We start from the raw sequence: 14,563 nt of genomic DNA, 5'->3' as shown, positions 1-14,563 counted from the left end.
CGTGTGGATCCCCCAGTTTTATTGTTATTTTCCGGGTATCTTGGAATGCCCAGTCCGGGCGAATGTATCACGGTGATTTTTATTGATCATGAGAAATAGGGGTCATTTAGTCCCCATTTATCGGGTATTGGTTTTTATTTGTACTAAATCAATACGTTATTTCAGAGATGAATCGGATAAATGTCGTTGACATCAAATTTTTGATCTGCTGCCAGTGTGGACAAAAAATGAATACCGATCACCTATTTTTGAGATTTGTTACGTATGATTATGTTTTTATTTGATGTTTTCATTAGCACAGCAGATGTTGATAATTAAGTTCCTTTCCCCTTCCAATCCCACCGTTATTCCCTTTGAACACCACCAGCTACCAGGCTAACCCCACCGACAGCCCTTCAGAGCTCACTTTTTTCCCTCTCAACCCCACCGGGGCAGGTCTTCAGAGCTTACCAGCTGCGGGTTTGCGGGAGCGGGGATCTTTTTGGTTCTATTTGGTCTTAATCTGGATCGATCTGTTGATCTACCCGGTGGATATGTGGATTAGTTGAGTCACGTCCTTGTTACTCGGTTGCTTAAATTTGGCCACTACGAACTGTCTCAATACCACTCTGAACAACATCCCAGTTGATACCGATATCACCATCGTGAGTTCGGTCTATCAACGCTAAGGTCGACTCAGCTTCGCTAGCTGAAACCTGCGGCATGTTTCGGTCTATTGCTAACTCCTGAACATCAGACTTGTACCAGACACGGACTAGCACCTTTTCGTCAGGGTTCATTTTTTGCAGCTTTGCGATAATTTCTTTTGCAGTTGCGTACATGTGAGTGCCTCTTATCGTTTTGTTTACACAATCAGTAAAGCACCGAGTCAGTAGCTGACGAAGGCAAAAAAGATACTTTTCCACAGGACAGTTCCAATAAAGAGATCCCAAAGGTGCAACGGAGTACAAAAGAGATCCCTGTACGCTGCAAGCCGCATGGTTACTGGGCTCAAGGGCATTTTATGACAATGGTAATGACTTTTTTGACATTGGTAATGATTAAAATGACATTGGTAGTGACTATTTCGACGTTAGTAGTGAGTATTTGTGACAATGGTAGTGAGTTTTATTGTGTGATCTGAAGGTATAACTCTTAAAGAGTTTTGAGTATATTTCTATTATAATTCATATAGATACCATCTATCACCTGTATGATGAAACAAAATTATTAAAATCTTATCCACTGTTTTCTATACGCATTTTCCTTTCATGCCCGTACATATTTTCGACAATTTAGCTATTCGATGTTGATTTAACTCGAAGAGAGAATTTATCCCCATTTTCCACAAGGTAGTTCCAATAATTAGTACCTTACGAGTTCCCATAGATCACAAGAGATCCCCGCAGCTCGGAAGCCAGACGGCACAAGGCCTGGAAGCCAATCGGTGACAACGGTAGTGATTATTTTGACATTGGTAGTGAGTTTTTTAACGGTAGTAGTGAGTTTTTTGACAACGGTAGTGATTGCGGCGACAATGGTAGTGATTTTTTAAAGGATCTTTTTCACCGGAATTGATCCTTTGTTGATAAACTACGTATGTATTTGTTTTTATGTGAATTTCAGAGTTTTATATTTAGTCGTGGCGTTTTTTTAGCCTGGACTTATGCACAATCTGAGATCGTCGCAGAGATCCCTTAAGTGACACTGAGGGCTTTGGGCGATAGTATTCAATAATCTGTTGATTAATACAGTCGATAAACCACTATGACCAATGAGAAAGATTCTGAGCAGCAAGGCCAGATGGTTACCAGGGCTTTCTCTGTAACAGAGAGAGAGACAGGTAAAGAAATTATTTTACGTCCTAATAGCAGCAGGACGGTTCAGTCTATCGCGCTCATGCGCCTTGGGTTGTTTGTGCCATCACCAAAAAGCGTTGGCCGTCAGAGTCGTGAATACAAAACTGTTGGCTTTGATGCCACGAAAGAACTACAGACACTTTCTTTGATGGAGAGCGAGGGTTTCACCAATATCTCGATCGTGGGTCAGCGCCTCGATATGTCTGTTGACTTCAAAACGTGGATGGGAATCATCCGAACGCTAGCTAACCATCCGATTGATAACGATAAGATCAGCCTCAAATTTACTGAGTTTCTGAAGCTCTGTAACCCTGAAAATTATCGTTCCTCTACCGCATCCCGTAAGCGTATCGACGCGTCGTTACGCAGGCTGGCATCCGTGATGTTGTCCTTCACCAGCACCCACTCGTCAAAGGTGTATACGACGCACCTGGTGCAGTCTGCCTTGCTTGACCCGGACTCTGATCAGGTAGAGCTACAGATAGACCCTAAGATATTCGAGTTGTATCAGTACGACCACAAGGTTTTGATGCAGCTGAAGGCTATCAAGGAACTGGCGAAAAAAGAGAGCGCACAGGCGCTTTACACGTTCATTGAGTCACTTCCACCAAATCCAATCCCGATCTCCTTAACGAGACTTAAGAACCGATTAAATCTTAAGACCCGTGCCAACAGCCAGAACGCCACAGTACGTAAGGCATTGGAGGAGCTGGCATCCATTGGTTACCTTCAGTACACCGAAGTAAAAAAAGATGGGAAGGTTTATTTCCAGATCCACAAACGCGATCCTGATTTGAATCTGAACAATATCCAACCACCACCTGATGGTGATGGCGAGGGTGATGCTGATGAGGAGAACAATGGCACGTCGGGTAAAAATAATGGTGAGCCACTGGAAGGTGAATTGTGCCCACCAGATGAGCCCATTGATGGGGATGAAACGTTAACCATCCATGACTTAACAGCTGAAGAACTTCACTACATTCGCAGCCTTAGAAGCCAGAAAAAGAACAATCCCGCCAGCTAGCATTCCCTCCGGGCTGTCAGATGACGGCCTGGAACCCTCCCTCCCTGCACATCGTCAGAGAATCCTGTTTAGCTTAATGACAACGGTATTGAGTGACGCGGTCACTACTGTTGTCATTGCGGGGTGACCACTCATGACAATGGTAATGAGACTAGATAGCTCACTACTGTTGTCATCATCGACATCTCTCCAGACCAGCTTCTCAGGGAAGGTCTTACACCGCTCACTACCATTGTCGGAATCGCCGGTACAGACAAATCGCTGATACCCATGACACCATGACATCGGCAATGAGTCTTGGCAGCTCACTGCTGTTGTCATCATCGACAACTCTCCAGAGCAGCTTCTCGGAGAAGACCTCATACCGCTCACTACCATTGTCGGCATCGTCAGTACGGATTTATCGCTGATTCCCATGACACAATGACAACGGTAATGAGTGATTTGACTCACTACCGCTGTCATTTGCTCCCGGCGCATTTGAATGACCACTGTATTGACTAAGAATACTCACTACCGTTGTCATTCATGATTCAGACCAAGTTCTTACTGCTCCACCAGCACAATGACAACGGAAATGAGTTCTGTTGGTCATTACCGTTGTCATATGCATTCCAGGTTAATCAGGCCTTTCAGGTAGCTATGGTAAGGATTCACTCGCCGTACTGTCTGCTCGTACTTGAGGGGCGGGATGAATGACCGTGGTAGTGACCGCGTCACTCCCTGCCGTTGTCGTTGTATGAATACATGGCCTGTCGGTGACAATGGAAATGAGTCCAACCGCTGTCGTAGCTAACCTGATTGGTCAATGACAATGGATGTGATTTTTTCAAGTCTCTACCATTGTCATCGTTTCCAAGTACATTTCAGTGGGGTCGTTCCGGCGATGACGAATCAAGTGAGTGCGGGATCACAACCATTGTCGAGGCACAACTTGCCGGTTGTAGCCATACCGAACGCTGCGACAACGATAGTGATCTCGATCACTCATTACCGTTGTCACCAGGCGGATGGTGAAGCACCAGAATCACTACTGTTGTCATCTAACATTCTGCTACCCATGCAACCAATGACGATGGTAGTGAGCAACGCCGTCTACTTGCTGTATATAGGGATAGTATGATGAGCCATAACAATGGTAATGACTCACTACCATTGTCATAGTTCCTGTACTTGATTGCCGGTAACCAGACAAGGGTTAACCATTAAGTCACTACCGTTGTCATTACAGAAAGGTACTTTCCTTAATTGTCATTACCGTTGTCGACCATGCACCCTCTTACCAGTAGTAACGGTTCGTTAATTATGTGAAGGTGATCATTACCATTGTCACTGGTTACACTCCCGGCAGATTCAAAAATCGAGTGACAATGGATGTGAGTTCGATGCGCAGGACGGCATCTCAGTGCCGATGGCAATAGTTATGAGCTGACCAGACTGGTGACAACGATAATGAGCCAAGCATTGAAGCCCGTTTGCTACGACAACGGTAATGATTAGGCCTCACTACCGTTGTCAGACACGATGCTTACTTCGGCCAGGTAAGTTCATCCCACCGGGATTTTAACCAGGCAGGGTTTACAGGTTTTCTTGTCGGTAATATTGGCCGAGCTTCATACGCGATGAGATCGTCATCCTTAGCCAGGATAGTGGGGTGGAAATGGATTGTCAGGGTGCTGGGATTAATCACACACAGGCCGTTGTCGTATAACCGATGTATGTCTGCCCGAAGCCACAGGCCATTACTCCAGTGGTCAGAGCCCGCTTTATGATGCTCAATCAGATGTGCTGCTTCTCCCCTGCATTTTGTCTTCACACCGGTGACGACACACCGCTCCATGCAGTTGAAGTATACCCTGTCGCTGAATTTCTTCTGATCAGGACGGGACATCGCACCGTACCGGCGATATCCAAAGCGTTTTGGTGAGACTTTCTCATCCAGGTCATCGTCAAATGAATCCTGACTCTCAGGCCGGAAGGTCTTCAGACGAACTTCCCAGCGAATGCCGTCACGTGCAAATTGCTGCCCTACGCGTGGGTCATCATCAGGCCAGATAGCTATTCCCTTAGCTTTAACAGCCAGCCGGAACTGGCGGGCATCAGCAGGGGTTCCCGTGCGGGTTAGTGTCATAAATTCATGGACACTCCGGTACTCCACTGGTTCTCCTGATGAGCCAGCAGGCCTGGCGAGAACCTTGTCTTTAATATCGCGGGCGAGTTTATCGGTTTGATTTTTATCTGAAGCCATGTGAGCTATGCCATACCGGAAGAGGGAGGCATGAATAATGGGCTGTTTTCCGAGGATAAGCCATAGATACTCACTACTGTTGTCATTCTTGTCGATGACAACAGTAGTGAGTCTGGTTGGTATGCATCATGTCGAAATCGGAGCACCGGTGACTTATCGAATAGTCTGAACTGACTTGTAATGCGCTTGTGCAGGGTGGCCATAAGCCGTATTCGAGCGTGGAACTTCGAGGTGACCCGGCATCCATCCGGTCGTTTTTGCAACCCAGAAACAGCGTTCCTCACCGTCATCGGTAGTGACTCTAACACGACAACCTTCAAGCCCAATTAGTTGGGGGGAAAGATTACCGGGGCAGCATTTCCGGGAAGCGTTAGCATATACCTGCCCGCGCCGCATGAGTTCTGCACATTGTTCAAAATGTTCTTCTGTACCCAGTGCAGCTACTGGTGCTTCAACGTCCATCCAGTCAGCTACGGCGGTTGCTTTTGTATGCAGGAGATCAAATCCGTAGCTTGATAGAATAGAGCCACATTTAAGAACATAGAGCTGCTGCTCTTTGTTAATGTTTTCGAGTTTCATAGCCGCTCCTGTTAGATTATCGTTGCCTGTTATTTAAAACATGGCTTTTCAGTAAATAAATAACCACACCTGCATGACGATTGGGACGCGATAATAAATAACGAGTATCTATTAGCTTTGAGTGCCGAAAAAACCACAATCCATAAGTTGCTCACCAACGGTATTGTCGAATAACATATCGTCTACTGAAACTTCATAGCTATTCTCTGATGAAAAATATCCAGCGTTATCATAGTCGACTTCTAAAGCGTCACCATCAATAACCACAACCTCAGTATTAACGAAAAGATCATCAAGGTCTGAAATAACCTCAATATCTTCACTCTGTTCATCGGTAATGACAATGACAACCATATCATCTTCAAACTCGGAAGCTGATACTTCATCATATCTTGCTGCAATTAAATCTGACATATTAGCCTCCAGTTGAATGTGATTGCCTATATGTCTATATTACCACCCACATGCTTGTGACGAAGTGATTTGGCTTATTTTTAATCGTTTAAAACAAAAAAGCCACCCCGGTTATTTCCTTGGTGGCTAATTGATATTATCCCTCGGCTAGTTCCAGCGCTTCCTTCTGGGAAGTGGCTTCACCGAACCAGACCAGATCATAATGCGTGAAGTCAGTAGATAACATGCTCCTGACCCGTTGTTCCTCTGTTGCCACAGTGCGGCTATAGACAGCTACACAGCGCTCTCTCTTCCCGCCCCGCAATGATGAAGGGCTGTTGAAAATCGCAAAACACATCGTTTCCGGCTTAACGTTAACCCCGCCCATTTTTTCAATGACGTAATCATAGGCAATTTTTTCAATGTCATAAAATGAGCCGTCAGATGACACCATTGAATATTTCAGAACAGTACCCCCCAGAGCTCGCTTAATCTGGTGCTCCCTTTGCTGCTCGTTGTTCCAGCGAAAGGTTTGACGGCTGCTGGGGTGTCCTACTTTCTGTTCCGCTTTTGCACGTGGGCTATAGCCGTCAGCAATGAGTGAATCCATAAATTCACGCATTGATAAAATCTTACCGTTATGACGAATTTGTTTGGCTAGGAAGTTTTCAATACGTTTTTCGTTGGCTTTTTGAAGTGTCATTTTTTCTGGCCTATGGTTCGTTGTCGTTATATTCAGTAAACCATAGGTCGTTCATGTGACGAAACGTGTATTTATTCAACCCTATCTTCAATTATTTCGGTCATTAGAAAACGCAAATGATGATTATCGCCATCAGGATTGATTTTGTTTTTGTGATAATCCATTACGCTTACATTTCTTGCTTGTTTGAAGTGGTAATTATCCATCGCGTTTACAGTTTTCTCATAGTAAGCTTCAGCTGAATAATCCAATAAACTTCGATAATAGGCAGCGACAACATCCCATCGACGATTTTCCGATGCTTTACATAACTCTTCGTCGTCACCTATTGCCGCTATGATATAACCATATATATAGCCAAGACATATGTCATGATTAATGGCTTTTCTGAATAATTCGGGAGAATATACCATAAGTATAAAGCCTAAAGACCTATGTATAAATACCCTGCTGTCATGGACTATTTTTCTGTCATGTTCGATAGCTGATGGCGCGTTATCACCCTCAAGAGTAACAGGTTCAGGTATAGAGACTGACGGTTCCGCCCTCTCCTGTTTTGTTGCGCCAGCGAAAAACCTGCTTATACGTTCAAACATAATGTGTCCTCCGCATTTTTGACTCAGTATAGCCAGGAGCACTGGCCCGTGTGCGGGAACGGAAGATGACCGTCGATATCCCGTTGTTACTTAACCAGCCTTACCGTACTATCAGGTGAATTATAGTTCACGTGGATTAACCTATGTACAAACCCACCAGCGATGAATTTAAAGCAGAGATGAAACGCAAAGGCTGGACGCGGCAGGCGCTGGCACAGCGCTGGGGCAAGTCCGAAAGATGGATAAGTAATATTTCAGGTAATGAGGAACGCGAGCAGCATTGGAACGATGCGCTTGCAGGACTACCAGTATTAAAAAAAACCAAGAATAAGTGAAGTATAGTTCCCTTTTTTATTGATTAAATGTGAACTATAGTTCATGCTTTCTCGTGTGTTCGACTTCACTTCCCATCGAGGAGCAGCAGGCATGAACGTAGATCAGCGGCAACGTATTGAGCAGGAAATTGCCCGGGCAGCAGCAACCGGGTTGATTGAAGCAGGATATAGCATCTCGGTATTCGACTCAGAAGAGATTGTGCTGAAGCGCTCTACGAACGTAGAACGTATTGTTGAAGCCATGTTCTCTACTGATGAAGACTACTTCTATGCTTATCGCCCTGAAGAAACTGAACGTGCAGGTTACGTCCATTTTGTTTACGGCAATGAGGGATGGAATGTTATCAGCGATAACAGCCTGTCGCTTGAACCGGCGCTTGAAGCCGCTACTGCTCTGTCTGAGTCTTATGCCTGACCCTCAATGGCCCACTTAGTACTCGCAAGTGGGCTGTTTCTTATTCATACCCCATATGAATAGCAACATTATCACCACCTCGTGCCTATCCCTTTCTCCGTTCTTCGCCCCGGCACCAAGCCGTTCCGTTTTGTAATTGATGCCACAGCTGTAACGCGAAGAAATAAAAAGCCCGCTTGCAACGACTAAAGCGGGCTTTTTTTTATTCATACTGCATATGATTAACGGTCTATCCACCGTTCAATAATCCCATCAGGTACATCGAAATCATTGTCGCGGAAGAAATCCTTTTCGTATTTTCTGGCCTGCGGCATCGTCTTGAGTACGAAGAGGATGGCATCCTCCTTGGAACTGAACGAAGTCCGCGTAATGACGTGATCCGGCGCGTGAATGTGGGAGAGTGCCAGGCTTTCTTCGGTTCCTGGCTTACACAAATCACACCAGTGCTTATGCCAGAATGTCTCACCATTCTTCTTCAGCTTCGCCCCTGGTTCACCGGTTGGCGCTGGGTTAATAACCACCTCAAGAATATCTACCGGCTCATCTGCATCTCGCGCCGCATCGCCGAGCAGTTGATCGATAAGCAACTCCCCGGCTGAACTGACCAGGTTGCTGGCTATCGTGAAGAGACGGTGTAAGCCGCGATCTGCCTCTTGCTGAATCAGCGCTATCTGCGATTTAAACGATACCATATGCGTAAGCACAGCATGGTTAACGCCGAAATCAGGCCCATATGTCTCTATGTTTCGGTCTGCGCTAAAAGGGGCCATGTCCGGGCGCTGTTTTGTGCAAAAGAGACCCAGACTTGTTTTCTTATTGGCAAGATTATCGAGCTTACCCTCTTTGACCTCGTAATTTGAAATCAGACGGTGGGCTACCCGGGCCTTGAGTGCCTTATCATTCAGATTCTGATAGATATACTCGACCGCAGAGCCGCGTGTACCAAGATATAAGTATGACCACTCCTCACGGTCGACAATAAGACCAATCGGGATCATCATTACTGGCTTTTGAACGATCCCGCCAGTCGGTCGGTAGAAGTTCATTTCTTCAAAAGCATTAATCCACAATTCTGCCAGCTCGCTCAGACCTTCCTGGTTGCTGGGATTCAGACGCTTGAGAGTCTCACGGCCCAGTTCAATGTCTGCCAGAGCTTTAAGTTTCCGGTCGTAGCTTTCAAATACAGACTTTAACCCTTTCCACTCATCCACCAGCGGCCATTCTTTGAGGGTGCATTCAGATACGCTCAGTTCGTTAACCAGAGCCCATGAGCGAGATACCTCTTTCACACCGGTACGCGTCAGACTCAATACCACACGTATAGCCCATTTGTGTTTCTCAGCTGCATCGTTTCGTTCTTCAGCTCGTGGGGCTACATACAGGCCCAGTTTGCCGTTTGGCATTACCACAAGCCGTAGAGGAGAGTTTCCAAGTTGCTCACAGTAGCATTCAATTTGCGGGATGCTTGCATGACCTCGCCATGCAATTAAATCCATCATGGCAAGGAGCGCTTTCCATTGCTTCTCATCTTCCAGACCACTTTGGAGGGATGCACCTCGGTTTGCGCAGCGCCACGTCTGAATCGTTTTATCTACAGCCGCAACCCGGTCATTTTCGTCACCGATGTTCCCGGCGTTTAAAGCCGCCAGCATTTTGCTTCGGTATTGTTCTTCATGCGTTTCTTCCAGCTTCAGCAGTGCCGCAAGTTCTTTGAAGAGCCGGATGTAATAAAGATGGTTAGCCCGGATACGCCGGTTGTGAATGTAATATTCGAGATCGGCGGATTTCACCGTGTCCAGGCAAAGATAGCCAAGGCTATCAGAGGTTCTGAATTTTGAGAGGCATACCTTGGCATTGAATTCTCGTTTGTCTGACTTCGCATTACGGCTGTAGGTGTGCTGAACGACTGGCACATCAACGTAGATCTCTTCATTCTTCTGGTATGCCACGCTGGTACTACGGCTTTTAACGAAATCAACCGTGAATGAATGTCCCCGGTAGCCGTTACCTGAATCATCCTTAGCTGCCCCGGGTGCGGTAACCGGATTAACGACCTGTCTCCACTCACAAAAGACGCGTGAACCAGAACGCAGGTGCTGGTTCGCCTGCTTAATGTAGGACTCCAGCGATGGTCTGGTATCGGCCTCCGGGTCACTCAACAGACCGGTTCCATCTGCGTCATGAATAAAGCGGCAATATTTCTCCTGGAAGTCCATCGAGATGAAATTAATGTTACTACTGCGATCATAGAATTCGCCAAACAGGCGCTCACGCTGGTCGAGCCCGCAGCAAAGGATCAGGAAACGTTTATAGTGCAGCGCCATCTTTTCATGCGCCCGCAGCCGGTCAGTGTAAGCTACATCGCGGAAGGTGATGCGAGAACCGTCAAAACCGCGAAAAAGCGCGTCCTGCTCGTCACGTTCAGGGAACAGCGTATGAGCGCCCAGATGAGATTCAACCGGGCTGCATACCTGGTAAATATTTTCGCCGTCTCGTACCAGCAGGAAGACACATCTGTTTTGAAAGTCTTTGGCCGCAGCCTCCCACGGATCCTGATAATTGACGTGCCGTCTGGTGACGGCCATAACCAGTACGCAACGTTGGGTCGGGAAAATCTGCTCGATTAGGCCCGGGTGTTTTTGCAGTGCCTGGTCGAATAAATCTGCTTTGGTGAAATCGAACCAGTCTCCCAGATCCAGATAGACAGCGAGCTCCTCATCCATCAGTAGCTTTTTCTGGACAAATGTCAGAGGAATGTCGCTCGGGGCTGAATTGCCTTTGATTATCGTGTTGACGACAACATCTTTGCCGATGAAAAGATCCAGAGACGCAATCCCTTTCATCAGCGATTCAACGTTCTCCCTGCTCTCTTCGAATGCGGCCAGCTGCGCCGCAGCCATTTCCTGGTAATAGGGTACGACGGCCTGAACGGCCCTGGTAATTTCGTTATTCTTACCTTGTAGCCATTCAGATTGTATGACGGCCAGTTTATGTCCATGCCGAGCCGCTTCCATCATTCCCTTAATGCTTTCCTCATTGACACCGGATGTCAGCGCATTTTCTAACGGGCCGGTGGCGAGGTTTGTGTACTGGTCAATCGTCGCGGGTAGAGTATTGAGTTTGTTCTCGCTTTTTTCTGTCTGCTCTTTTTCAAGGCGTTCCGCAATGATCTCTTTCATGCGTTCAGGGTTTGTCATCGCCTCGGAAAGTTCAACGGTCAGCTTCTGAGCCAACTGCTGGCAGGCCTGCACTTCACTTTCGCGGACTTCTTTCGAGTCAGCAGCAAAGGTGAATTTGTTAACGAAGTCATCAAACAAAAAGCGGTGCTGAGTGAAGCTACGGGTAGTGCCACAAGTGCGGCCAGATTCATCGGTATATTCAAACCGAATGTGTTGGCCATGTTTTGATGGGTGGGTGCGCAGAATGACCGTATGCAGTTTGTTGTCGACCCAACGCAGCGATTCAATCAGCAGTACTTCGGAAGCGGCAATGTTCTCTTCAGCAATGGCTTCATTTGCCCGCCAGTACTGACCGCCTTGAAGAGAATGGAAACGTTCAATTCGCTCTACCGGTTGTTCAATGCGCACGATACCCGTCATTATGATCTCCTTCCCCCGGCTTTAGCCATGTTGCCGCTATTGTACTAGGACATGGTGTTTCTAATGGCTTAAATGGGGGACATATTGTTTGTGATACTTTGATTTTATCGTTGGGGGGGCAGGTGACGAATAGCTCTGGGGGATGAAAGGCAACGAAGAGTTGCCTTTTACGAAAAGGAAGATGCAGTACGAATTGCGGGTGGTCAGGAAAGAGGGTTTACCCAGCCTTTTCCGGTCACGAACTGAATTTTGCCAGCCTTTCTTAGCGCCTGTAACCGCCGGTCAAGAATGCGGAATGGCATCGGCTTATTCCTCTCCTCATCAGCGAGTCGGGAACACTCACCAGCTACGTCTGGAAGCATAATCAGTGAAAATGGAACCGGCTCTTTGCCGAGTATTTTCATGATCGCACTGTCCAGAACGGCGTACTTGTTTTTAGCAACTTGCATGTTCACTGTCCCCTCTCTCTATAGCGTGGTGATCGGTTCGCCTGATACCTACGGAACACATTCCGGTGGGACGGCCTTATTTTTATCCTGCCAACGTAGAGCAGCCTTAATACACTGCTTACACGTTATTTCACATACGTAAGGCCCGTACTCACCATCACTATGGGTGGCTGGGTTAACCCAAAGCTTGCCGTTACTTCCACCTGCGGCGGTGCAAAGAAAATCCCCTTCATTTCTGACCAGGCGCCCATCACGTATGTCCTCAAGTAAAAGCACGTGAATCACAGTTCGCCGGTTTATACCGTTACCGCTACTGTTTTCCGTCAGCCCGGAAATCACCGATTTGAATCCGCTTGTCCATCGTACCGGAAGATACAAACGAGCGTTTCGCTCTTGCGCCTGTTGCATCAGCTTCATATCGAGAGCGGCCTTTTGCTGTCGTTCTTCTTCTTGCCGTGTCAGACGTTGTCTGGCCTGTTCCTCTCGTCGGGCCCGGCTATCAATCTCAGTTTCAGCTTTAATATCGAACCGGTCAGGTGTAAGAAACAAAGTCGCACCTACCGGAGGGAGTGTGCCCTCCACCAGCAGCAGGTTATCCTTTGTTGCTTCCACATAAACTGTTCCAACCTCGGTAACCACACCCGTTTTATCTTTTTCCCCCCGGAACCAGAAGGGCGATGGGTAAGGAGGGTATTTGAGAACGATCATAATTTTTCCTTTCTGAAATACCGCATCGAGTTAATTTACTGGTTGTCAGAACGCAGTAATGTTATTTCTGATTTTGTTCCCGGTACTTCATTACGATATCCATTTCCTGTTGAGTTAATCCATTCTGAACTGCGGCCCGGCCTTGCCATATGTGAAAGAGCACCTCAAGAAAGACCCTTTCTTCTTCCTCTGATACTGAACCACTTGAATCAGGTGAGTAATCATCTTTCATAAAGCTATCGAACAGAACTCTTTCGCTGAGCCCCGCTATAGCAGGTTGTTCGCTGTGGGTCAGCCAACCGTGATGCCACGAAAACATGCAGTAGGCTGCTACATCACGTGGATCACCTTTTGAAAGGTGTCGGTGGAGCTCTTTGAGGCATTCATCCTTCCAGTCAGATTTTGCCCATTCAGCCCCACGACCATACTTCTCCTGGGCCCGGTAAAGCTTACCCGCCATCTCAGAGGCGAAGTTAACTACAAGCTGAGCTGTTGCATCGTGTAAACCAGCAGGGATCTTTACGAGGTGATTTGTGAGGCCACACTCATTGATAACTACCCGCAGACCACGCTTTATCTCTTCAACATCATCGGAACCAATTGCACCCTCACCAGATGCCGCGTGGAACGCGTAGGCCATTGCGTCCGTTATTTCTACCGATGAATCAGCCTTTTCGCCTGACGTACACGTTTCTTGAACCAGCTCGCCCTTCTGTTTGTTGTCCAGCAGACTAATCATGGTGTTTTTAAGTAACGTTGCTTTTTTGACGGCTTCCATATTGCCGTTCTGCAAAGCGGTCGTAATCTCAGTATCTATCTCGTTAATGCCTAGCTGAAGCTCTTCAGCACTGGCATAGAATATATTTACGATTTTTGTCTGGCGCATTAATTTTCCTTTTCAATAATTTTATGTCCAAGAGAATCAAGTATTGCAATAACTTGGTCTCTGGAATATGCAGGATAACTATGATCTGCAAAGCAACATGCAGGGGGTGGCAGTATGATTTTTTGTGGGCTTTTATTTCTTAGTTCCTTTAACTCCAATAATATGCTGAGTAATTGAGACGCTTTCTTTTCCATCGCATCAGCTCGGCTTGGGCTGATAAGTGCCCTCTGCGCATATAGCAGTTCAGTTGTAGTCTCAGTAATCATCGAGTCGAGTTTTGCAGGTGTCAGTTGCTCCATTTTTCCACCGGTTATTAATGCAAAAATTGAATTCAGACCGTCTCTTTTGAATAGACAACGTTTTTAGCGAGTTCGAATACAAAATCGCTTACGAAGGTAAAATCGCGCCATACCAGCACACCATCTACCTTATGCCGCAACTCAACCTGAGTGGATGTGTTGCTATACTTAGTGACCTTGATGTCCCAATCAATGAAACCACCAGCATTCTGAAGTTCAGTGACAGCGGCTAGGTTTTCCTGTTGCTTCAGGTTGTAGGCCTCGTCTGAGTCGTCGTTCTTCACAAGCTGGATTTTTTTGAATACCATGCGGAATCGGTCGGCCAGAACTTTGCCACGCATTTTTTCAACATCATTAAATACCTGCTCGACGTATGCACTCATGGTTTTCCTCGTGACTTTAATGATAGCAATTACAAAACCCGTATAGCCTGATTAGGCTCTGTATTTTTTAAAAATTAATCCGTGAGTAACATTATTAACTGCATT

General features: G+C 46.5%; 15 protein-coding genes. 3 read left to right on the top strand and 12 right to left on the bottom strand.

All coding sequences use genetic code 11. The annotated features are described in order from the left end of the window. Positions 1-572: 572 nt before the first annotated feature. Complete coding sequence (locus Electrica_RS26990; RefSeq protein ID WP_016241546.1) at positions 573-821, bottom strand: hypothetical protein; 249 nt, start codon at positions 819-821, stop codon at positions 573-575. A 925-nt stretch (positions 822-1,746) separates the two neighbouring features. Between Electrica_RS26990 and Electrica_RS26985 the strand changes: the two genes are divergently transcribed. Continuing rightward, positions 1,747-2,865 (top strand): replication initiation protein, encoded by a 1,119-nt coding sequence (locus tag Electrica_RS26985; RefSeq protein WP_016241547.1) that lies wholly within the window; start codon positions 1,747-1,749, stop codon positions 2,863-2,865. Positions 2,866-4,393: 1,528 nt separating this feature from the next. Here Electrica_RS26985 and Electrica_RS26980 read toward each other — a convergent pair. The 5 genes from Electrica_RS26980 to Electrica_RS26960 all read right to left on the bottom strand — a co-directional run bounded on the left by Electrica_RS26980 (position 4,394) and on the right by Electrica_RS26960 (position 7,384). Further along, positions 4,394-5,113, bottom strand: a complete 720-nt coding sequence (locus Electrica_RS26980) for an HNH endonuclease signature motif containing protein (protein WP_007372337.1) — start codon at positions 5,111-5,113, stop codon at positions 4,394-4,396. Positions 5,114-5,266: 153 nt separating this feature from the next. Beyond that, positions 5,267-5,692, bottom strand: coding sequence for a hypothetical protein (locus Electrica_RS26975; protein WP_016241550.1), 426 nt, complete (start codon positions 5,690-5,692; stop codon positions 5,267-5,269). A gap of 111 nt (positions 5,693-5,803) precedes the next feature. Continuing rightward, a complete protein-coding gene (locus Electrica_RS26970) occupies positions 5,804-6,106 on the bottom strand; it encodes a hypothetical protein (protein WP_007372336.1) in 303 nt (100 codons plus the stop codon). Between the two features lie 136 nt (positions 6,107-6,242). Continuing rightward, on the bottom strand, positions 6,243-6,788 hold the full coding sequence (locus Electrica_RS26965) for a hypothetical protein (protein ID WP_007372335.1): 546 nt from the start codon (positions 6,786-6,788) through the stop codon (positions 6,243-6,245). 71 nt (positions 6,789-6,859) lie between these two features. Next, positions 6,860-7,384: a hypothetical protein gene (locus tag Electrica_RS26960; RefSeq protein ID WP_016241551.1), complete on the bottom strand. Its 525-nt coding sequence runs from the start codon at positions 7,382-7,384 to the stop codon at positions 6,860-6,862. A 143-nt stretch (positions 7,385-7,527) separates the two neighbouring features. Between Electrica_RS26960 and Electrica_RS26955 the strand changes: the two genes are divergently transcribed. Together Electrica_RS26955 and Electrica_RS26950 are read left to right on the top strand one after the other, a co-directional pair. Then, positions 7,528-7,719, top strand: coding sequence for a hypothetical protein (locus Electrica_RS26955; RefSeq protein ID WP_007372333.1), 192 nt, complete (start codon positions 7,528-7,530; stop codon positions 7,717-7,719). A gap of 91 nt (positions 7,720-7,810) precedes the next feature. Further along, on the top strand, positions 7,811-8,134 hold the full coding sequence (locus tag Electrica_RS26950) for a hypothetical protein (RefSeq protein WP_007372332.1): 324 nt from the start codon (positions 7,811-7,813) through the stop codon (positions 8,132-8,134). Positions 8,135-8,355: 221 nt separating this feature from the next. On the opposite strand, the gene Electrica_RS26945 is transcribed toward Electrica_RS26950, so the two are convergent. The 6 genes from Electrica_RS26945 to Electrica_RS26920 all read right to left on the bottom strand — a co-directional run bounded on the left by Electrica_RS26945 (position 8,356) and on the right by Electrica_RS26920 (position 14,458). Beyond that, a complete protein-coding gene (locus Electrica_RS26945; protein ID WP_048242079.1) occupies positions 8,356-11,733 on the bottom strand; it encodes a hypothetical protein in 3,378 nt (1,125 codons plus the stop codon). Between the two features lie 203 nt (positions 11,734-11,936). Beyond that, a complete protein-coding gene (locus Electrica_RS26940) occupies positions 11,937-12,182 on the bottom strand; it encodes a hypothetical protein (protein ID WP_007372330.1) in 246 nt (81 codons plus the stop codon). Between the two features lie 48 nt (positions 12,183-12,230). Beyond that, positions 12,231-12,890, bottom strand: a complete 660-nt coding sequence (locus tag Electrica_RS26935; RefSeq protein ID WP_008786574.1) for a hypothetical protein — start codon at positions 12,888-12,890, stop codon at positions 12,231-12,233. 61 nt (positions 12,891-12,951) lie between these two features. Continuing rightward, positions 12,952-13,776 (bottom strand): hypothetical protein, encoded by an 825-nt coding sequence (locus tag Electrica_RS26930; RefSeq protein WP_007372328.1) that lies wholly within the window; start codon positions 13,774-13,776, stop codon positions 12,952-12,954. After that, positions 13,776-14,075: a hypothetical protein gene (locus tag Electrica_RS26925; protein ID WP_016241553.1), complete on the bottom strand. Its 300-nt coding sequence runs from the start codon at positions 14,073-14,075 to the stop codon at positions 13,776-13,778. The genes Electrica_RS26930 and Electrica_RS26925 overlap by 1 nt, the downstream gene beginning before the upstream one ends. A gap of 32 nt (positions 14,076-14,107) precedes the next feature. Further along, complete coding sequence (locus Electrica_RS26920; protein ID WP_007372327.1) at positions 14,108-14,458, bottom strand: hypothetical protein; 351 nt, start codon at positions 14,456-14,458, stop codon at positions 14,108-14,110. Positions 14,459-14,563: the final 105 nt, after the last annotated feature.

Origin of the sequence: Klebsiella electrica (genome assembly GCF_006711645.1) — a bacterium.
GTDB lineage: Bacteria > Pseudomonadota > Gammaproteobacteria > Enterobacterales > Enterobacteriaceae > Klebsiella > Klebsiella electrica.
Note: the sequence above shows the minus strand (reverse complement) of the source record. Positions and strands in the feature narration are given on the sequence as shown.

Coding starts and splice junctions, on each gene's coding strand:
- Electrica_RS26990 (WP_016241546.1), bottom strand. CDS start 821: ATGTACGCAACTGCAAAAGAAATTATCGCAAAGCTGCAAAAAATGAAC.
- Electrica_RS26985 (WP_016241547.1), top strand. CDS start 1,747: ATGACCAATGAGAAAGATTCTGAGCAGCAAGGCCAGATGGTTACCAGG.
- Electrica_RS26980 (WP_007372337.1), bottom strand. CDS start 5,113: ATGGCTTCAGATAAAAATCAAACCGATAAACTCGCCCGCGATATTAAA.
- Electrica_RS26975 (WP_016241550.1), bottom strand. CDS start 5,692: ATGAAACTCGAAAACATTAACAAAGAGCAGCAGCTCTATGTTCTTAAA.
- Electrica_RS26970 (WP_007372336.1), bottom strand. CDS start 6,106: ATGTCAGATTTAATTGCAGCAAGATATGATGAAGTATCAGCTTCCGAG.
- Electrica_RS26965 (WP_007372335.1), bottom strand. CDS start 6,788: ATGACACTTCAAAAAGCCAACGAAAAACGTATTGAAAACTTCCTAGCC.
- Electrica_RS26960 (WP_016241551.1), bottom strand. CDS start 7,384: ATGTTTGAACGTATAAGCAGGTTTTTCGCTGGCGCAACAAAACAGGAG.
- Electrica_RS26955 (WP_007372333.1), top strand. CDS start 7,528: ATGTACAAACCCACCAGCGATGAATTTAAAGCAGAGATGAAACGCAAA.
- Electrica_RS26950 (WP_007372332.1), top strand. CDS start 7,811: ATGAACGTAGATCAGCGGCAACGTATTGAGCAGGAAATTGCCCGGGCA.
- Electrica_RS26945 (WP_048242079.1), bottom strand. CDS start 11,733: ATGACGGGTATCGTGCGCATTGAACAACCGGTAGAGCGAATTGAACGT.
- Electrica_RS26940 (WP_007372330.1), bottom strand. CDS start 12,182: ATGCAAGTTGCTAAAAACAAGTACGCCGTTCTGGACAGTGCGATCATG.
- Electrica_RS26935 (WP_008786574.1), bottom strand. CDS start 12,890: ATGATCGTTCTCAAATACCCTCCTTACCCATCGCCCTTCTGGTTCCGG.
- Electrica_RS26930 (WP_007372328.1), bottom strand. CDS start 13,776: ATGCGCCAGACAAAAATCGTAAATATATTCTATGCCAGTGCTGAAGAG.
- Electrica_RS26925 (WP_016241553.1), bottom strand. CDS start 14,075: ATGGAGCAACTGACACCTGCAAAACTCGACTCGATGATTACTGAGACT.
- Electrica_RS26920 (WP_007372327.1), bottom strand. CDS start 14,458: ATGAGTGCATACGTCGAGCAGGTATTTAATGATGTTGAAAAAATGCGT.